We start from the raw sequence: 19,885 nt of genomic DNA, 5'->3' as shown, positions 1-19,885 counted from the left end.
GTTCTCCCCACGGAACCCCCTGCCACGGAAGGGCTTCCCCGCGCATGCCCGGAACCACCCCCGACCAGCCGCCGGGCCTCCGCCCCGGCACCCTCACCACCAGCGACATCACCTTCTTCGTCGTCTCGGCGGCCGCACCCCTCACCGTCATGGCCGGCGTCGCCCCCGTCGCCATCCTGCTCGGCGGCATCGGCGCACCCGTCGGCTACCTCCTCGCCGGCGTCACCCTCACCGTCTTCGCCGTCGGCTTCACCACCATGAGCCGCCACGTCCGCTCCGGCGGCGCCTTCTACGCGTACATCACCCGCGGCCTCGGCGTCCCCCTCGGCATCGCCGCCGCCCTCGTCGCGATGCTCGGCTACAACGGCATGGAGATCGGGGTCTACGGCCTCCTCGGCTCCGCCACCTCCGACACCGCCGCCGCCTTCGGCGCCGACGTCCCCTGGCTGCCGGTCTCCCTCGCCGGCCTCCTGGTCGTCTGGTACGGCGGCTACCGCTCCATCGACTTCGGCGCCAAGCTCCTCGGCGTCCTCCTCGTCGCCGAGACCGGCATCCTCGTCCTGCTCGCCGCCGGAGTCCTCCTCGACGGCGGCGCCGACGGCCTCTCGGTCGCCGGACTCGCCCCCGCGCACGTCCTCACCGGCGGCACCGCCGCCGTCCTGGCCTGCGCCTTCGCCGCCTTCACCGGCTTCGAGTCCACCGTCATCTACCGGCGGGAGGCCCGTGACCCCGACCGGACCGTCCCCCGCGCCACCTACCTCGCGGTCGCCTTCCTCGGCCTCTTCTACGCCTTCGTCGTCTGGACCGTCATCCAGGCCTTCGGCGAGGACGAGGTCGTCCGGGCGGCCGCCGACGACCCCGGCGGCCTCTTCTTCGCCGCCGTCACCACCTACGTCGGAGCCTGGGCCGCCGACCTGATGCACGTCCTCATCGTCACCAGCGTCCTCGCCTCCCTCCTCGCCTTCCACAACGCCATCAACCGCTACACCCTCGCCCTCGCCGAGGAGGGCGTCCTCCCGAAGGTCCTCGGCCGGATCCACCCCCGCCACCGCTCCCCGTACCTCGCCGGGGCCGCGCAGACCGCGCTCGGCGCCGTCGTCGTCCTCGCCTTCGCGCTCGCCGGGGCCGACCCGTACCAGCAGCTCCTGCTCTGGGTGAACACCCCCGGCATGCTCGGCCTGATGGTCCTCCAGCTGCTCGCCGCCCTCGCCGTCCCCTGCTTCTTCCGCAAGACCCCGCACCGGGAGGGCGTCTGGCGCACCCTGGTCGCCCCGGTCGCCGCCTTCGTCCTGCTCGCCGGCGCGATCACCCTCGTCACGGCGAACGTCGAGCTCTTCACCGCCGCGTCGGCCACCGTCAACACCGTCCTCGTCTCCCTCGTCCCCGCCGTCCTCCTCCTCGGCCTGCTGCTCGCGCGCCGGCTGCGCCGCACCCGCCCCGAGGTCTACGCCCGCTTCGCCGCCGAGCCCGCCACCGCCCCCGCACCGCAAGGAGAACCCCAGCCGTGTCCGCAGCCGACCTCGTCCTCGTCCACGCCCGCGTCCGCGCCCCCGAGCTCACCGGCCACACCGCTGTCGCCGTCCGTGACGGACTGATCGCCGCCGTCGGCTCCGCCGCCGACGTCCGCGACTGGACCGGGCCCGGCACCGAGACCGTCGACCTGGCCGGCGCCACCCTCGTCCCCGGCCTCACCGACTCCCACAGCCACCCCGTGTGGGGCCTGGAGATGTTCACCGGCACCGACCTCTCCGCCGTCACCGACCTCGACGGACTGCGCGCCGCGCTCCGCTCCGCCGAGCGGCGCGGGGGCTGGATCCTCGGCTTCGGCCTCGACCACAACGCCTTCGGCGGCCGCCCGATCCACCGCGACCTCGTCGAGGACGTGCTGGCCGGAGCCCCCGCCTTCCTCCGCCTCTACGACGGGCACTCCGCGCTCGCCAGCGAGGCCGCCCTCAAGGCCGCGGGCATCGACGGCCCCCGCGCCTTCGACCAGCGCTCCGAGATCGTCTGCGACGCCGACGGGCGGCCCACCGGCCATCTCAACGAGCACGCCGCCATGGACCTGATGACCCCGGTCCTGCCCGTCACCCCCTACGCCGAGCGCCGCGACCGCCTGGTCGCCCTGCTCTCCGGCATGGCCGCGACCGGCCTCACCACCGCCCACGTCATGGACCTCGGCGGGCCCGACGTGCCCGGCCTGCTCGCCGCGATCGAGGAGGACGGCGACCTGCCCGTACGGCTCCGGCTCGCGCCCTGGTGCATGCCCGGCGCCGGCGAGGACGAGCTGGACGCCCTGGTACGGCTCCAGGAGCGGGCCGGCCGGAACTGGCGGGTCGGCGGCGTGAAGTTCTTCATGGACGGCACGGTCGAGGGCGGCACCGCCTGGCTGGAGCACGCCGACTGCCACGGCCAGGGCACCGACGCCTTCTGGCCCGACCCGGAGGCGTACTCCGCCGCCGTGCGCCGGCTCCACCGGGCGGGCGTCGGCACCGCCACCCACGCCATCGGCGACGCGGCCGTCCGGCACGTCCTGGACACCGCCGGGACCTTCGGACCCGGCGGCCCCCGCCACCGGATCGAACACATCGAGACCGTCCCCGACGACCAGCTCGGCCGCTTCGCCGCGCTCGGCGTCGCCGCCTCGATGCAGCCCCCGCACACCGCCTACACCCGTGCCGACCACACCGACCAGTGGTCCCTGCGGCTCGGCGAGGAGCGCGCCGCGCGCGCCTGGCGCTGCCGCGACCTGCGCGACGCCGGGGCCTTCCTGGCGCTCGGCTCGGACTGGCCCATCGCGCACTTCGACGCCCGCCAGGTCCTCGCCACCGCCCGCGCCCCGCGCGGCGCCGCCTCGGCCCGCCACGGCCTGACCGGACTGATGGCGCTGGAGGGCATGACGACCCACGCCGCCCACGCGGCGGGGGAGGAGGGGCTGACGGGACGGATCGCCCCGGGGCTCCGCGCCGATCTCACCGCCTTCGGCCTCGACCCGGCCGAGGCGCCGGCGGACGAGGCCGAGGGGGCCCCGGTCCGCCTCGCCGTGAGCGGCGGGCGGATCACCTTCCGGAGCTGACCGGCTCCTCGCGGTCCGCGGGCGCGGGCGCGTCCGTCCCCCGCGCGGGGGCGGGCGCCGCCGGCGCGACCGCCGTGAGCGGCTCCACCTGCTTCGACAGGCGGTGCGGCCAGGTGCCGTACCAGAAGTAGGCGACGACGAAGCCGAAGGCGAGGCAGATCAGGCCGCCCACCGCGTCGAGCCAGAAGTGGTTGGCGGTCGCGACGATCACGACCAGCGTGGCCGCCGGGTAGAGCAGGCCCAGGATCCGGGCCCACGGCGCCTTCGCCAGGAAGAAGATCGTCAGCCCGCACCAGGTCGACCAGCCGATGTGCATCGACGGCATCGCCGCGTACTGGTTCGACATGTGCTTGAGGTCGCCCGAGGCCATCGAGCCCCAGGTGTGGTGCACCAGGACCGTGTCGATGAAGTCCTTGCCCTCCATCAGCCGGGGCGGCGCGAGCGGATACAGGTAGTAGCCGACCAGGGCCACGGCGGTGGTGGCGAAGAGGACGGTGCGGAACGCGGCGTAACGGCCCGGCTGCCATCGGTACAGCCACACGAGCACACCGATGGTGACGATGAAGTGCAGCGTCGCGTAGTAGTAGTTCATCGACACGATGAGCCAGGTCACCGAGTTCACCGCGTGGTTCACGGCGTGCTCGAAGGCGAGGCCGAGGGACTCCTCGGTCCGCCAGATCCAGTCGGCGTTCCGCAGCGCCTCGGCCTTCTGCTCCGGCACGGCGTTGCGGATCAGCGAGTACACCCAGTAACTGACCGCGATCAGCAGCAGTTCGAACCAGATGCGCGGGCGCCGGGGGCTGCGCGCACGCAGCCACGCCCACCGGCCGTCGGCCACGATGGGTGACGACGGGGTCGTCCGGTCGTCCAAACTCTTCACGGTCGTTTCACCCATAGGCAGAGAGTTTGCCAGATCCACGCCCCCCGACCGATCATCCCTCCGACGGGTGTGGGGCGCACCCTCTCCGTCTCAGGGACTAGGCAGCGGGGCGGGCGCGACGGCCGGTGCGGACGCCGTCGAACCCCGCACCACCAGCTCCGGCATGAAGACGAACTCCGAGTGCGGGGCCGGGGTGCCGCCGACCTCCTCCAGGAGGGCGCGCACCGCCGCCTGGCCCATCGCCTGCACGGGCTGCCGGATGGTGGTGAGCGGCGGATCGGTGAAGGCTATGAGCGGGGAGTCGTCGAAGCCGACGACGGAGACGTCCCTGGGGACGTCCAGCCCCTGCTGCCGGGCCGCGCGGATCGCGCCCAGCGCCATCATGTCGGAGGCGCAGACCACGGCCGTGCAGCCCTTGGCGATCAGGGCGGCGGCGGCCGCCTGTCCGCCCTCCAGGGTGTAGAGCGAGTGCTGGATCAGCTCCTCGGACCGCTCGGCGGTGAGACCGAGCCGGTCCAGCATCCCCTTCCGGAAGCCCTCTATCTTGCGGAGCACCGGCACGAAGCGCTTCGGTCCGACGGCCAGCCCGATCCGGGTGTGGCCGAGGGCGGCGAGGTGGGTGACCGCCAGCTGCATCGCGGCCCGGTCGTCGGGGGAGACGAAGGGCGCCTGCACCTTGGGGGAGAAGCCGTTGATGAGGACGTACGGGACGCCCTTGCCGCGCAGCTGGTCGTAGCGCGAGGTGTCGGCCGTGGTGTCCGCGTGCAGACCGGAGACGAAGATGATGCCGGCCACCCCGCGCTCCACCAGCATGTCGGTGAGCTCGTCCTCGGTGGATCCGCCGGGGGTCTGGGTGGCGAGGACCGGGGTGTAACCCTGGCGCGTCAGCGCCTGCCCGATGACCTGGGCGAGGGCCGGGAAGATGGGGTTGTCCAGTTCGGGGGTGATCAGCCCGACCAGGCCCGCGCTGCGCTGCCGCAGCCGTACCGGTCGCTCGTAGCCGAGCACGTCGAGTGCGGCAAGGACGGATTCACGGGTGGCGGTGGCCACACCGGGCTTGCCGTTGAGCACGCGGCTGACTGTGGCTTCACTGACCCCCGCCTGGGCTGCGATGTCGGCGAGCCGCGCGGTCATGAGAGTGGACTGTACCGGTCACCGCGCGTATTGCCCACCAGGGGGAAGGGTCCCGTTCGCGCCGGAAGGACCCGCAAGACGACCGCAAGGTCTTGCAGGTCTTGCGGTGGGACGCAGGTGACGGTTGTTGCGGAACGAGCTGTTCCGATCCGGCCGGGGGACACCCGCAGGCCCGTACGGGGGCGGAGATACCGGGCGAAAGGGCGGAAGGTGCCCCTCCGCGCCCCTGTCAAGCGGCCCGTCGGCAACCTTCGGGACACGCGGATGTAACGATCCCCGGTCCTTGCAGAAAATTCCCGCAAGCTCTTTCGGCTCGTTTTCATCCCTGTTACGTTCCTGGCAACCCGGAGCGCCGCGAGGGAGCGGTCGCAATGAGGAAGGTTCCAGCCCCTCGTCACCCCGGGATCATGTTGAAGGAGTTCACATGCGGCGTGGCATAGCGGCCACCGCGCTGGTCGCGGCCCTGGGCGTCACCCTGGCGGCGTGCGGCGGGAGCGACAGCGGTTCCGACGGCGCCTCGAAGGGCTCGGGCGAGCTCTCCGGCACCGTCACGTGGTGGGACACCTCCACGGTCGGCTCCGAGGACAAGGTCTTCAAGAAGCTCGCCGAGGACTTCACGAAGAAGCACCCGAAGGTCACCGTCAAGTACGTGAACGTGCCCTTCGGCGAGGCCCAGAACAAGTTCAAGAACGCCGCGCAGTCCGGCTCCGGCGCCCCCGACGTGATCCGCTCCGAGGTCGCCTGGACCCCCGAGTTCGCCGACCTCGGCTACCTCGCCCCGCTGGACGGCACCGCCGCCCTCAAGGACCAGGGCGACTTCCTGGAGCAGGCCGCCGCCTCCACCAAGTACAACGGCAAGACCTACGCCGTGCCGCAGGTCATCGACTCCATGGGCATCTTCTACAACAAGAAGATCTTCAAGGAGGCCGGCGTCGAGGTCCCGACCAGCATCGCCGACCTGAAGACCGTCTCCGCCACGATCAAGGAGAAGACCGGCAAGACCGGCCTGTACCTCCGCGGCGACGACCCGTACTGGTTCCTCTCCTTCCTGTACGGCGAGGGCGGCGACATGGTCGACGCCGACAGCAAGAAGGTCACCTTCGACGACCCCGCGGGCGTCAAGGCCTTCAAGACCGTCAAGGACCTGGTCGACTCCAAGGCCGCGATCACCGACGCGACCAACGGCTGGGACAACATGCAGGCCGCCTTCAAGGACGGCAAGGTCGCCATGATGATCAACGGCCCGTGGGCCGTGGCCGACACCTACGCGGGCAAGGAGTTCGCCGACAAGGCGAACCTCGGCATCGCCCCCGTCCCGGCGGGCTCCGCCGGCCAGGGCGCCCCGCAGGGCGGCCACAACCTCGCCGTCTACGCCGGCTCCAAGAACCTCGACGCCTCCTACGCCTTCGCCGAGTACATGACCTCGGCCGAGAGCCAGGCCACGGTCGCCCAGGAGCTCAGCCTCCTCCCGACCCGCCAGTCCTCCTACCTCCAGAAGGAGGTGGCCAAGAACGAGATGATCGCGTTCTTCAAGCCGGTCGTCGAGAAGGCCGTGCAGCGCCCGTGGATCCCCGAGGGCGGCAGCCTCTTCGAGCCGGTCAAGGTCGAGTACACCAAGGTGCTCACCGGTCAGACCACCCCGGAGGCCGGCGCCAAGGCCGTCGGTGACGCCTACCGCAAGCTCCTGAAGGACTGGAAGTAAGAAGGAAGGCAGGCCGGCTGATGGCTGTGGACACTCCCAGCCAGTCGGTGGCGAAGGCCGCGGGCGAGCACGTCGCCCGCGGCCGGAGCCGCGGAACTGGTACCCCGCGACGGGCGGCGAAGCGCTCCCTCGCCACCCACTGGTACGCCTGGGCGATGATCGCCCCGGTGGTGATCGTGATCGGCGTGATCATCGGATATCCGCTGGTCCGCGGGATCTACCTGTCGTTCACCGACGCCAACGAGCGCAACGTCGCGCGGTCGATCGGCGTCAACGAGATCCCGGCCACCTACGAGTTCGTCGGCCTGGAGAACTACACCGACGCGCTCACCGGCAGCCAGTTCCTCGGCACGCTCGGCTGGACGGTCGTCTGGACCGTGTCCTGTGTGGCGCTCACCTTCGTCCTCGGCCTGGCCCTCGCCAACATCCTCAACCGGAAGATCGCCGGCCGCTCCGTCTACCGGATGATGCTCATCCTGCCCTGGGCGGTCCCCGGCTTCGTCTCGGTCTTCGCCTGGCGCTTCCTCTACGACGAGCGCCGCGGCCTGCTCAACCAGATCCTCTCCGGGGTCGGCCTCGACGCCGTCCCCTGGCTGAACGACCCGCTGATGGCCAAGTTCGCGGTCATCGCCGTCAACGTCTGGCTGGGCATCCCCTTCATGATGGTCGCCCTCCTCGGCGGCCTCCAGTCCATCCCCGGCGAGCTCTACGAGGCCGCCGAGATGGACGGCGCCAACGCTTGGCAGCGCTTCCGGAACATCACCATGCCGGGCCTGCGCTCCGTCTCCACCACGGTCCTCCTCCTCTCCACCATCTGGACCTTCAACATGTTCCCGGTGATCTTCCTGCTCACCCGGGGCGGACCCGGCGAGGCCACCCAGATCCTCGTCACCCAGGCGTACAAGTTCTCCTTCGAGATCAGCCCGCGCGACTTCGCCCAGTCGTCCACGTGGGGCGTCCTCATCCTGGTGCTCCTGATGATCTTCGCCGCGATCTACCAGCGCGTCCTCCGCAAGCAGGGAGAAGTCTGGTGACCACCACGACCCCCACGGCCCGCCACGCCGCGCCCCCGGCCACCAACGCCCCGGTCCGCGGCCGGCGCTCGCCGCTCGCCTCGGTGGCGCTGCACGTCACCCTGATCGTCGCCTCCGTCGTCGCCGTCTTCCCGGTGCTGTGGGTCCTGCTGACCTCGCTCAAGCCCGCGAAGTACGCGACCACCACGGACTTCTTCAAGGAGACGACGTTCGAGAACTACACCAACCTGCTGAGGGACACCCCGTTCCTCACCTGGTTCGGCAACTCGCTCCTCGTCGCGGGACTCACCACGCTCGTCGGCGTCTTCATCTCCGCCACCACCGGCTACGCGGTCAGCCGCTTCCGCTTCCCCGGCAAGCGCGGCCTGATGTGGACCCTGCTCATCACGCAGATGTTCCCGGTCGCCGTCCTCATCGTGCCGATCTACAACATCATGGCGTCGCTGGGACTGCTCAACCAGTCCGCCGGCCTGGTCATCACCTACCTGACCATCGCCGTCCCCTTCTGCGCCTGGATGATGAAGGGCTTCTTCGACGGCATCCCGCGCGAGATCGACGAGTCGGGGTACGTCGACGGGCTCACCCCCTTCGGCACCTTCTGGCGGCTCATCCTGCCGCTCGCCAAGCCGGGCATCGCGGTGACCGCCTTCTACTCCTTCATCACCGCCTGGGGCGAGGTGGCCTACGCCTCCGCCTTCATGGTCGGCGACGAGAACCTGACGCTCGCGGGCGGCCTGCAGAAGTTCGTCAACCAGTACGGGGCCCAGTGGGGTCCGATGACGGCGGCCTCCGTCCTCATCGCCATCCCCGCCGCCCTGGTGTTCCTCTTCGCCCAGCGCCACCTCGTCACCGGCATGTCCGCCGGCGCCGTCAAGGGCTGACGGCCCTGAGCGCCGAACCCGTACGCCCCTCCTTACCTCCCAGGGAAGACATGACCCAGCACCTCGCCACCCCCGCCGCCGCCCCGACCACCGGCACCGACACGGGCTGGTGGAGAGACGCGGTGATCTACCAGGTCTACCCCCGCAGCTTCGCCGACGGCAACGGCGACGGCATGGGCGACCTGGTGGGCATCCGCAGCCGGCTGCCGTACCTCAAGGAGCTCGGCGTCGACGCCGTCTGGCTCTCCCCCTTCTACGCCTCCCCGCAGGCCGACGCCGGCTACGACGTCGCCGACTACCGGGCCATCGACCCGATGTTCGGCTCGCTGCTCGACGCCGACGCCCTGATCCGCGAGGCCCACGGGCTGGGCCTGCGGATCATCGTGGACCTGGTCCCCAACCACTCCTCGGACCAGCACGAGTGGTTCCAGCGCGCGCTCCGCGAGGGCCCCGGCTCCCCGCTGCGCGACCGCTACCACTTCCGCCCGGGCAAGGGCGAGAACGGCGAACTCCCGCCGAACGACTGGGAGTCCATCTTCGGCGGCCCCGCCTGGACCCGCACCGAGAACCCGGACGGCACCCCCGGCGAGTGGTACCTCCACCTCTTCGCCCCGGAGCAGCCCGACTTCGACTGGGACCACCCGGCCGTCCGCGACGAGTTCCGCTCGATCCTGCGCTTCTGGCTCGACATGGGCGTCGACGGCTTCCGCGTCGACGTCGCCCACGGCCTGGTCAAGGCCCCCGGCCTGCCCGACATCGGCGCCCACGACCAGCTGAAGCTGCTCGGCAACGACGTCATGCCCTTCTTCGACCAGGAGGGCGTCCACGAGATCTACCGCTCCTGGCGGCGGATCCTCGCCGAGTACGACGGGGAGCGCGTCCTCGTCGCCGAGGCCTGGACGCCGACCGTCGAGCGCACCGCCCACTACGTGCGCCCCGACGAGATGCACCAGGCGTTCAACTTCCAGTACCTGGGCACCCACTGGGACGCCGCGGAGCTCCGCCGCGTGATCGACGCCTCCCTGGAGGCGATGCGCCCGGTCGGCGCCCCCACCACCTGGGTGCTCTCCAACCACGACGTCACCCGGCACGCCACCCGCTTCGCCAACCCGGCGGGCCTCGGCACCCAGCTGCGCACCCCCGGCGACCGCGAGCTCGGCCTGCGCCGGGCCCGCGCCGCGACCCTGCTGATGCTGGCGCTGCCCGGCTCCGCCTACGTCTACCAGGGCGAGGAGCTCGGCCTGCCGGACGTCACCGACCTGCCCGACGAGGTCCGCCAGGACCCGTCCTTCTGGCGGGCCAGCGGCCAGGACGGCTACCGCGACGGCTGCCGGGTGCCGATCCCGTGGACCGCCGGGGGCTCCTCGTACGGCTTCGGCGACGGCGGCTCCTGGCTGCCGCAGCCGGCGGCCTGGGGCGCGCTGAGCGTCGAGGCGCAGACCGGCGACCCCGGCTCCACCCTGGAGCTGTACCGCAGCGCGCTCGCCGTGCGCCGCGAGCGTCCGGAACTCGGTGCGGGCGAGGCCGTGGAGTGGCTGGAGGCGCCCGAGGGCGTGCTCTCCTTCCGCCGCGACGGCTTCGTCTGCACCGCCAACACCACCGGCCGGGCCATCTCCGTCCCGCTGCCCGGCCGGTATCTCCTCTCCAACGAGGACGTCAGGATCGCGGACGACGCCGTAGAGGTGCCGGCCGACACCACCGTCTGGTGGGCGGTGTGACGATCCCCCCGCCGCGGGGCACCGGTGCCGGTGCCCCGCGGCTCGCGGACATCGCGGCCCAGTCGGGCGTCAGCGAGGCCACCGTCAGCCGGGTGCTCAACGGCAAGGCGGGGGTCGCCGGCGCGACCCGGCACAAGGTGCTCGCCGCGCTGGACGTGCTCGGCTACGAGCGCCCGGTCCGGCTCAAACGCCGCAGCGCGGGCCTGGTCGGGCTCGTGGTGCCCGAGCTGACCAACCCGATCTTCCCGGCCTTCGCACAGGTCGTGGAGCAGGTGCTGGCCGGGCACGGCTACACGCCGGTGCTCTGCACCCAGATGCCCGGCGGCGCCACCGAGGACGAGCTGGTCGACCAGCTCGTCGAGCGCGGGGTGGCCGGCATCGTCTTCCTCTCCGGGCTGCACGCGGACGCGACCGCCGACCCGGCGCGCTACTCCCGGCTGACCGAGCGGGGGGTGCCGTACGTCCTCATCAACGGCTACCACGAGCGGATCGACGCCACCTTCGTCTCCCCGGACGACCGGGCCGCGGCGCGGATGGCCGTGCGGCACCTCGCCGAGCTCGGGCACGAGCGGATCGGGCTCGCGATCGGACCCACCCGCTACGTGCCCTCGCGCCGCAAGGCCGAGGGCTTCGCCGCCGAGCTCTACGAGATGCTGGGAGTGGAACGGGCGGAGGCGGAACGCTTCGTGCGGCCCACCCTGTTCGGCGTCGAGGGCGGGCACGCCGCCGCCGAGATCCTGCTCGACGAGGGGTGCACGGGCATCGTCTGCGGCTCCGACCTGATGGCGCTCGGCGTCGTCCGGGCGGCCCGCGCCCGCGGCCTCGACGTGCCCGGGGACGTCTCCGTCGTCGGCTTCGACGACTCCCCGCTGATCGCCTTCACCGACCCTCCGCTGACCACCGTGCGCCAGCCCGTGCAGGCCATGGCGACGGCGGCCGTCGGCGCGCTCCTGGAGGAGATCGAGGGCAGTCCGGTGCAGCGCACCGAGTTCGTCTTCCAGCCGGAGCTGGTCGTGCGCGGTTCCACCGCGCAGCCCCCGCAACTCCTTGCGTAATCCCTTGCGAAGGGCGTGCCGGAAGTATTGACCGCACGCCTGTACGCCCCTACGGTCGCGGCTGAAAACAGTTGCTGAATGTTTCGGCAACTTCTTGCGAACCGCACTCTGGCGAGTTGGACTCGCGACACGACAGGGACGTCGTACAGGAGGAAGCATGGCAAGAAAGACCGTGGCCGCTGCACTCGCCCTCGTGGCGGGAGCCGCTGTGGCCGTCACGGCGAACGCCCCGGCACAGGCCACCCCGCCGGGGACGAAGGACGTCACCGCGGTGATGTTCGAATGGAACTTCGCCTCGGTGGCCCGGGAGTGCACCGACCGCCTCGGACCCGCCGGCTACGGCTACGTCCAGGTCTCCCCGCCCCAGGAGCACCTCCAGGGCGCCCAGTGGTGGACCTCGTACCAGCCCGTGAGCTACCGGATCGCCGGGCGGCTCGGGGACCGCGCCGCCTTCAAGAACATGATCGACACCTGCCACGCCGCCGGCGTGAAGGTCGTCGCGGACTCGGTCATCAACCACATGGCCAACGGCTCCGGCACCGGAACGGGCGGGACCCCGTTCTCCAAGTACGACTACCCGGGCCTCTACTCCGGCTCCGACATGGACGACTGCCGGTCCGTCATCTCGAACTACCAGGACCGCGGGAACGTCCAGAACTGCGAACTGGTCCAGCTCCCCGACCTCGACACCGGCGAGGAGTACGTCCGCGGGAAGATCGCCGGCTACCTCAACGACCTCCTCTCGCTGGGCGTCGACGGCTTCCGCATCGACGCCGCCAAGCACATGCCGGCCGCCGACCTGGCGAACATCAAGTCCCGGCTGACCAACCCGAACGCCTACTGGAAGCTGGAGGCCATCCACGGCGCCGGCGAGGCCGTCTCCCCGAGCGAGTACCTCGGCAGCGGCGACGTCCAGGAGTTCCGCTACGCCCGCGACCTCAAGCGGGTCCTCCAGAACGAGAAGCTCGCCTACCTCAAGAACTTCGGCGAGGCCTGGGGCCACATGCCCTCCGGCCAGTCCGGCGTCTTCGTCGACAACCACGACACCGAGCGCGGCGGCGACACCCTCAGCTACAAGGACGGCGCGAACTACACCCTCGCCTCCGTCTTCATGCTGGCCTGGCCCTACGGCTCCCCGGACGTCCACTCCGGCTACGAGTGGACCGACAAGGACGCCGGACCGCCCAACGGCGGCCAGGTGAACGCCTGCTACACCGACGGCTGGAAGTGCCAGCACGCCTGGCGCGAGATCTCCTCCATGGTCGCCTTCCGCAACACGGCCCGCGGCGAGGCCGTCACCCAGTGGTGGGACAACGGCAACAACGCGATCGCGTTCGGCCGCGGCTCCAAGGCCTACGTGGCGATCAACCACGAGTCGTCCCCGCTCACCCGCGCCTTCCAGACCTCCCTGCCGGCCGGCACCTACTGCGACGTGCAGTCGAACACCCCGGTCACGGTCGGCACGAACGGCCAGTTCACCGCCACGCTCGGCGCCAACACCGCCCTCGCCCTGCACACCGGCGCCGTGAACTGCGGCGGGACCACCCCCACCACCCCGCCCACCACCCCGCCGACGACGCCCCCCGCCACCGCGGGCGCCTCCTTCAACGTCACCGCCACCACGGTGATAGGCCAGAACATCTACGTCACCGGCAACCGCGCCGAGCTGGGCAACTGGGCCCCGGCCGCCGCCCTCAAGCTCGACCCGGCCTCCTACCCCGTGTGGAAGCTGGCCGTGAACCTGCCCGCCGGAACGGCCTTCGAGTACAAGTACGTCCGCAAGGACGCGGCCGGGAACGTGACCTGGGAGTCCGGTGCCAACCGCACCGCGACCGTCCCCGCCTCCGGCCAGGTCGTCCTGAACGACACCTTCCGCAGCTGACCCCACCTTCACGCACGGGCCGCCCCGACCGGGGCGGCCCCCTCTTCCCGTACCTCCAGGGAGCACCCCGTGATACCCAAGCGAACGGCGGTGGCGCTCGCCGCCGCCCTGTGCGCGGCCCTCGTGCCCGCCCTCCCCGCCACCGCCGCCCCCCGCCCGCCGGCCCCGCCGTCGGACCGGGCGCTCGCCGCCGAGCCGGCCCGCCAGGACCTCACCCGCGAGCAGTTCTACTTCGTGCTCCCGGACCGCTTCGCCAACGGCGACACCTCCAACGACCGCGGCGGGCTCACCGGCAGCCGCACCGCCACCGGCTTCGACCCCACCGACAAGGGCTTCTACCAGGGCGGCGACCTCAAGGGCCTCACCCAGCGCCTCGACTACATCAAGGGCCTCGGCACCACCGCCATCTGGATGGCGCCGATCTTCAAGAACCGGCCCGTGCAGGGCGAGGGCAAGGACGCCTCGGCCGGCTACCACGGCTACTGGATCACCGACTTCACCCAGGTCGACCCGCACTTCGGCACCAACGACGACCTCAAGAAGCTGATCGCGGCGGCCCACGCCAAGGGCATGAAGGTCTTCTTCGACGTCATCACCAACCACACCGCCGACACCGTCGACTACGCCGAGAAGAAGTACGGCTACCGCCCCAAGGGCGCCTACCCCTACCTCGACGAGGAGGGCCGCCCCTTCGACGACCGCACCGCGATCGGGAAGGTCGACGCCGACTCCTTCCCGTACACCCCCGTCGAGAAGGCCGGCACCAAGGTCCCCGCCTGGCTCAACGACCCGGAGATGTACCACAACCGGGGCGACTCCACCTGGCAGGGCGAGTCCGCCGAGTACGGCGACTTCGTCGGCCTGGACGACCTGTGGACCGAGCGCCCCGAGGTCGTCGAGGGCATGAAGAGGATCTACGAGAAGTGGGTCCGCGACTTCGACATCGACGGCTTCCGCATCGACACCGTCAAGCACGTCGACCTCGACTTCTGGACCCAGTGGGCCACCGCGCTCGACGCCTACGCGAAGAAGCAGGGCCGCGAGGACTTCTTCATGTTCGGCGAGGTCTACTCCGCCGACACCACCGTCACCGCCCCCTACGTCACCCGAGGCCGGCTCGACGCCACCCTCGACTTCCCCTTCCAGGACGCCGCCCGCGCCTTCGCCTCCCAGGGCGCCGGCGCCGACCGCCTCGCCCGGGTCTTCGCCGAGGACTACCGGTACACCACCGACAAGGCCAACGCCTACGAGCAGGTCACCTTCCTCGGCAACCACGACATGGGCCGCTTCGGCACCTTCCTGAAGCAGGACAACCCGAACGCCTCCGACGCCGAACTCGTCCGCCGGGCCGGCCTCGCCAACGAGCTGATGTTCCTCTCCCGGGGCAACCCGGTGATCTACTCCGGCGACGAGCAGGGCTTCACCGGCGCCGGCGGCGACAAGGACGCCCGCCAGACCCTCTTCGCCTCCCGGGTCGCCGACTACCTCGACGACGACCAGCTCGGCACCGACCGCACCCACGCCTCCGACGCGTACGACACCGCGCACCCCGTCTACCGGTCCATCGCCCGGCTGTCGCGGCTGACGAAGGAGCACCCCGCCCTGCGCGACGGCGTCCAGCGGCAGCGCTACGCCGAGGGCTCCGTCTTCGCCGCCACCCGCACCGACGCGAAGCAGCGCGTCGAGTACCTGGTCGCCGCCAACAGCGCCACCGTGCCGAAGACCGTCGACGTCCCCGTCGACTCCGCCTCCTTCCGCACCCTGTACGGGGGTCAGGGCGCCGTCACGGCGAAGGACGGCAAGGTCACCGTCACCGTCCCGGCCCTCTCCACCCTGGTCCTCCGGGCCGACCGGCCGCTCCCGGCCCCCGCCGCGGCGCCGTCCGTCGCCCTGAAGGCCCCGGCCGCCGGCGCCACCGGCACCGTCGAGCTCACCGCCGACGTCACCGGCGACGCCCTGAGCCGCGTCGTCTTCGCCGCCCAGGTCGGCGACGGACGCTGGCAGACCCTCGGCACCGCCGACCACGCCCCCTACAAGGTCACCCAGCACGTGACCGCCCCCGCCGGCACCGCCCTGCGCTACAAGGCCGTCGTCGTCGACGCCGCCGGGCGCACCGCGAGCGCCACCGCCGCCACCACCGCCGGCGCGCCCCCCGCCCCCGAGAAGCCGGTCGCCGTCGAGCGCCCGTACGCGATCGTCCACTACCGGCGCGAGGACGGCGACTACGACGGCTGGACCCTCAGGGCCGCCGGCCAGGAGGCCGCGTTCACCGGCCGCGACGCCCACGGCGCCTTCGCCTGGGTCAAGCTCCCCGAGGGCGCCTCCTCCGTCGCGTACACCGTCGAGAAGGCCGGCACCGCCGACGGCCCGCAGCGCACCATCGCCCTCGGCCGCACCGGCGAGGTCTGGATCACCCAGGGCCAGGACGGCCAGTCCGACACCGCCCCGGCCCCCGCCCCGCAGGACAAGACCAAGGCCGTCATCCACTACCAGCGCGCGGACGGCGACTACGACGGCTGGGGCCTCCACCTCTGGACCGGCGCCGCCCAGCCCACCGACTGGTCCAAGCCCCTCCAGCCCACCCGCGTCGACGCGTACGGCGCCGTCTACGAGGTCCCGCTCGCCGAGGGCGCCACCTCGCTCTCGTACATCCTCCACAAGGGCGACCAGAAGGACCTCCCCACCGACCAGTCGCTCGACCTCGCCGCCACCGGCCACGAGGTCTGGCTCCTCGCCGGACAGCCGAAGTACCTCCTGCCGACCTCCGGCGGCGCCCCCGCCCTCGACCTGGCCAAGGCCGAGGCGCAGTGGATCGACCGGAACACCGTCGTCTGGAAGGTGAAGGCGAACGACTCCACCAGCCAGCAGCTGGTGTACGCCCCCGAGGGCGGCATCACCGTCACCGACGGCGCCCTCAGCAGCGAGGGCCGCTGGCTCCGGCTGAACGCGGGCGCCCTCACCGACGCCCAGAAGGCGAAGTTCCCGCACCTGAAGGACTACCCGGCCTTCACCGTCGACGCGCGCGACGCCGACCGGGTCCGCGCCTCCCTGCGCGGCCAGCTGATCGCCACCCAGCGCGCCGCCAACGGCGCCCTGCTCGCCGCCACCGGCGTCCAGACCGCCGGCGTCCTCGACGACCTGTACGCCGCGAAGGCCGTGCGGGCCGACCTCGGACCGGTCTTCGACCGGGGCCGCCCCACCCTCTCCCTGTGGGCGCCCACCGCGCACTCCGTCGCCCTGGAGATCGACGGCCGGACCGTGCCCATGCGCCGCGACGACGCCTCCGGCGTCTGGAGGGCCACCGGCCCGAAGTCCTGGGCGGGCAAGCCCTACCGGTACGTCGTGAAGGTCTGGGCGCCCACCGTCCAGAAGCTCGTCGAGAACCGCGTCACCGACCCCTACTCGACCGCCCTCACCGCCGACTCCGCCCGCAGCCTCGTCGTCGACCTCTCCGACCCGAAGCTCGCCCCGGCCGGCTGGAAGGGCCTGGAGAAGCCGGCCGCCGTGCCGCTGCGCGACGCCCGGATCCAGGAACTCCACGTCCGCGACTTCTCGATCGCCGACCCCACCGCGAAGGCCGACCACCGGGGCACCTTCCTCGCCTTCACCGACAAGGGCAGCAAGGGCTCGCAGCACCTCAAGGCCCTCGCCGAATCCGGCACCAACTACGTCCACCTCCTCCCGGCCTTCGACATCGGCACCATCCCCGAGAAGAAGTCCGGCCAGACCGCGCCCGCCTGCGACCTGAAGGTCTACGCCCCCGACTCCGAGGAGCAGCAGGCCTGCGTCGCCGCCGCCGCGGCGAAGGACGCCTACAACTGGGGCTACGACCCGCTGCACTACACCGTCCCCGAGGGCTCCTACTCCACCGACCCGGACGGCACCCGCCGCACGGTCGAGTTCCGGCAGATGGTCCAGGCCCTCAACGGGCAGGGGCTGCGCACCGTCATGGACGTCGTCTACAACCACACCGTCGCCGCCGGACAGTCCGACAAGTCCGTCCTCGACCGGATCGTGCCCGGCTACTACCAGCGCCTCCAGGCCGACGGCTCCGTCGCCACCTCCACCTGCTGCGCCAACACCGCGCCCGAGAACGCCATGATGGGCAAGCTCGTCGTGGACTCGGTCGTCACCTGGGCGAAGCAGTACAAGGTCGACGGCTTCCGCTTCGACCTCATGGGCCACCACCCGAAGGAGAACATCCTCGCCGTCCGCGAGGCGCTCGACGCCCTGACCGTCGCCGAGGACGGCGTCGACGGCAAGGCGATCGTCCTCTACGGCGAGGGCTGGAACTTCGGCGAGATCGCCGACGACGCCCGCTTCGTCCAGGCCACCCAGAAGAACATGGCCGGCACCGGCGTCGCCACCTTCTCCGACCGGGCCCGCGACGCGGTCCGCGGCGGCGGCCCCTTCGACGAGGACCCCGGCGTCCAGGGCTTCGCCTCCGGCCTCTACACCGACCCCAACGCCTCCACCGCCAACGGCACCCCGGAGCAGCAGAAGGCCCGCCTCCTGCACTACCAGGACCTCATCAAGGTCGGCCTCACCGGCAACCTCGCCGACTACACCTTCACCGACACCTCCGGGCGGCCGGTCAAGGGCTCCGAGGTCGACTACAACGGCTCCCCGGCCGGCTACGCCGCCGTCCCCGGCGACGCCCTCGCCTACGCCGACGCCCACGACAACGAGACCCTCTACGACGCCCTGGCCTTCAAGCTCCCCGCCGGCACCTCCGCCGCCGACCGGGCCCGCATGCAGGTCCTCGCCATGGCCACGGCCACCCTCTCCCAGGGCCCGGCGCTCTCCCAGGCCGGCTCCGACCTGCTCCGCTCCAAGTCCCTCGACCGCAACTCCTACGACAGCGGCGACTGGTTCAACGCGATCCACTGGGACTGCCGCGACGGCAACGGCTTCGGCATCGGCCTCCCGCCGGCCGCCGACAACAAGGCCAAGTGGGGCTTCGGCAAGCCGCTCCTCACCCTCCCGAACCTGACGCCCGGCTGCGCCGAGATCGACGGCGCCTCCGCCGCCTACCGGGACCTCCAGAAGATCCGCGCCACCGAGCCGGCCTTCTCCCTGGCGACGGCCGGCCAGGTGCAGTCCGCCCTCTCCTTCCCGCTCTCCGGGACGGACGAGACCCCGGGCGTGATCACCATGCGCCTCGGCGACCTCGTGGTCGTGTTCAACGCGACCCCGGGCGAGCGGAAGCAGACGGTCGGCGGGCTGGCCGGCCAGGCCTACGCCCTCCACCCCGTCCAGGCGAACGGCTCCGACGCCACCGCCAAGACCGCCTCGTACGAGGCCGGTTCGGGCACCTTCACGGTCCCGGCCCGGACGGTCGCCGTCTTCCGGACCGCCGGCTGACGGATCCTCCTCGCGGAGCGGGCCCCGGTCGCCACTTGTGCGGCCGGGGCCCGCGCCGTAAAGCTGTGGCCCGACATCCCGTACCAGCAGGAGAGACACCGTCATGCCGCAGATCACCGTCGACTACTCCGCGCCCCTGGACCGGCGCGGATTCGCGCTCGACCTCCACGCCCTGCTGGTCGAGACCGTCGACACCGCGCTCGACTCCTGCAAGACCCGCTTCCGCGAGGTGGAGGAGACCGTCGTCGGCGACGGGTCGACCCAGGACGTCGTCGTCCACGTGGAGATCGCCCTGCTCTTCGGACGCACCGACGCGGCCAAGGCCCGGCTCGCCGAGGCCGTGCTCGCCCTGCTGCCCCGCCACCTCAAGACGACGGACGGGGTCCGCCTCTCGGTCGAGGTGCGCGACCTGGAGAACTCCTACCGCAAGCGCTGATCCGGTACGGCGGCGGCCGGGGCCAGCTCCAGGAGCCGGCCCACCAGCTGTGCGAACGGCCCGTCCGCCGGCTCCTCCGCCAGGATCGCCGCCAGCACCGCCGCCGCCTGCGCGTCGTAGACCGCGCTCACCGCCGTCAGGGCGGCGAAGTCGTGCACCAGCTTCTGCTCCAGCTCCGCGCGCGGCACCCGCCGCCCGTCCAGCCACAGCAGCGCCGTCGACTCCGCGAGCGACACCCAGGACCGCACGACCAGTTCGAGCCGCGGCGAGGGCTCCGCCACCCCGAGGTGGGCGACGATCTGCTCGTAGGCGGCCTGCCGGACCTCGTCGATCATCGCGTTGGTCGTCGACGAACCCACCGCGGGGCCGCCCCGCATCAGCGCCGCGAACCCCGGGCCGTGGTCGTCGACGAAGTCGAAGAACCGGCCCATCACCCGCAGCAGCCGCGCCCCCAGCGGGCCCTGCGGCGGCTCCAGGAAGCGGGCCGCGAGCTCGTCCGCCGCGCGCCGCAGCGCCGCCTCGTACAGGCTCTGCTTGCCGGGGAAGTAGTGGTAGACCAGTGGCCGGGAGATGCCCGCGGCGGCGGCGATCTCGTCGATGGAGACCTCGTCGGGGGAGCGGCTGCTGAAGAGTTCGAGGGCCACCCCGATCAGCTGCTGCTTGCGCTCCTCGACGCCCATCCTGCGCCGTACACCGGTCGTCATACGAACAGCCTATCGGGGTCCG

The 19,885-nt window shown here is 71.8% G+C and carries 13 protein-coding genes; 10 read left to right on the top strand and 3 right to left on the bottom strand.

Features of this window, described 5'->3' with window-relative positions:
* The first annotated feature begins 44 nt into the window (after positions 1-44).
* The gene (locus IE287_RS19225; protein ID WP_189850308.1) at positions 45-1,595 is read left to right on the top strand and encodes an APC family permease; all 1,551 of its coding nucleotides are present in this window, start codon (positions 45-47) and stop codon (positions 1,593-1,595) included.
* Positions 1,505-3,073, top strand: coding sequence for an amidohydrolase (locus IE287_RS19220; RefSeq protein WP_189850307.1), 1,569 nt, complete (start codon positions 1,505-1,507; stop codon positions 3,071-3,073). The genes IE287_RS19225 and IE287_RS19220 overlap by 91 nt, the downstream gene beginning before the upstream one ends.
* Here IE287_RS19220 and IE287_RS19215 read toward each other — a convergent pair.
* Both IE287_RS19215 and IE287_RS19210 read right to left on the bottom strand, forming a co-directional pair.
* Entirely contained in the window at positions 3,057-3,968 is a 912-nt protein-coding gene (locus IE287_RS19215) for a phosphatase PAP2 family protein (protein ID WP_189850306.1), read from the bottom strand. The two genes, IE287_RS19220 and IE287_RS19215, sit on opposite strands and share 17 nt — an antisense overlap.
* A gap of 75 nt (positions 3,969-4,043) precedes the next feature.
* Positions 4,044-5,087, bottom strand: a complete 1,044-nt coding sequence (locus IE287_RS19210) for a LacI family DNA-binding transcriptional regulator (protein WP_189850305.1) — start codon at positions 5,085-5,087, stop codon at positions 4,044-4,046.
* 424 nt (positions 5,088-5,511) lie between these two features.
* Here IE287_RS19210 and IE287_RS19205 point away from each other — a divergent pair, with 424 nt between their 5' ends.
* The 8 genes from IE287_RS19205 to IE287_RS19170 all read left to right on the top strand — a co-directional run bounded on the left by IE287_RS19205 (position 5,512) and on the right by IE287_RS19170 (position 19,159).
* Positions 5,512-6,789 carry an extracellular solute-binding protein gene (locus IE287_RS19205; protein WP_189850304.1) on the top strand — a complete coding sequence of 426 codons (1,278 nt, stop codon included), beginning with the start codon at positions 5,512-5,514 and terminating at the stop codon, positions 6,787-6,789.
* Between the two features lie 20 nt (positions 6,790-6,809).
* Complete coding sequence (locus IE287_RS19200; RefSeq protein ID WP_189850303.1) at positions 6,810-7,823, top strand: carbohydrate ABC transporter permease; 1,014 nt, start codon at positions 6,810-6,812, stop codon at positions 7,821-7,823.
* Entirely contained in the window at positions 7,820-8,704 is an 885-nt protein-coding gene (locus IE287_RS19195; RefSeq protein WP_229883577.1) for a sugar ABC transporter permease, read from the top strand. The genes IE287_RS19200 and IE287_RS19195 overlap by 4 nt, the downstream gene beginning before the upstream one ends.
* A gap of 50 nt (positions 8,705-8,754) precedes the next feature.
* Positions 8,755-10,422 carry a glycoside hydrolase family 13 protein gene (locus IE287_RS19190; protein WP_189850302.1) on the top strand — a complete coding sequence of 556 codons (1,668 nt, stop codon included), beginning with the start codon at positions 8,755-8,757 and terminating at the stop codon, positions 10,420-10,422.
* Entirely contained in the window at positions 10,410-11,477 is a 1,068-nt protein-coding gene (locus tag IE287_RS19185; RefSeq protein ID WP_189850301.1) for a LacI family DNA-binding transcriptional regulator, read from the top strand. The genes IE287_RS19190 and IE287_RS19185 overlap by 13 nt, the downstream gene beginning before the upstream one ends.
* Positions 11,478-11,634: 157 nt before the next feature.
* Positions 11,635-13,359 (top strand): carbohydrate-binding module family 20 domain-containing protein, encoded by a 1,725-nt coding sequence (locus IE287_RS19180; protein ID WP_189850300.1) that lies wholly within the window; start codon positions 11,635-11,637, stop codon positions 13,357-13,359.
* Positions 13,360-13,428: 69 nt separating this feature from the next.
* A complete protein-coding gene (pulA, locus tag IE287_RS19175; protein WP_189850299.1) occupies positions 13,429-18,723 on the top strand; it encodes a pullulanase-type alpha-1,6-glucosidase in 5,295 nt (1,764 codons plus the stop codon).
* Positions 18,724-18,826: 103 nt separating this feature from the next.
* Positions 18,827-19,159 carry a 5-carboxymethyl-2-hydroxymuconate Delta-isomerase gene (locus IE287_RS19170; protein WP_189850298.1) on the top strand — a complete coding sequence of 111 codons (333 nt, stop codon included), beginning with the start codon at positions 18,827-18,829 and terminating at the stop codon, positions 19,157-19,159.
* On the opposite strand, the gene IE287_RS19165 is transcribed toward IE287_RS19170, so the two are convergent.
* On the bottom strand, positions 19,144-19,863 hold the full coding sequence (locus tag IE287_RS19165; protein ID WP_189850297.1) for a TetR/AcrR family transcriptional regulator: 720 nt from the start codon (positions 19,861-19,863) through the stop codon (positions 19,144-19,146). The two genes, IE287_RS19170 and IE287_RS19165, sit on opposite strands and share 16 nt — an antisense overlap.
* Between the last annotated feature and the right edge of the window lie 22 nt (positions 19,864-19,885).

The organism is Streptomyces omiyaensis, from assembly GCF_014650895.1.
Taxonomy (GTDB): Bacteria; Actinomycetota; Actinomycetes; order Streptomycetales; family Streptomycetaceae; genus Streptomyces; species Streptomyces omiyaensis.
This window is presented reverse-complemented; position numbering and strand designations above follow the sequence as displayed.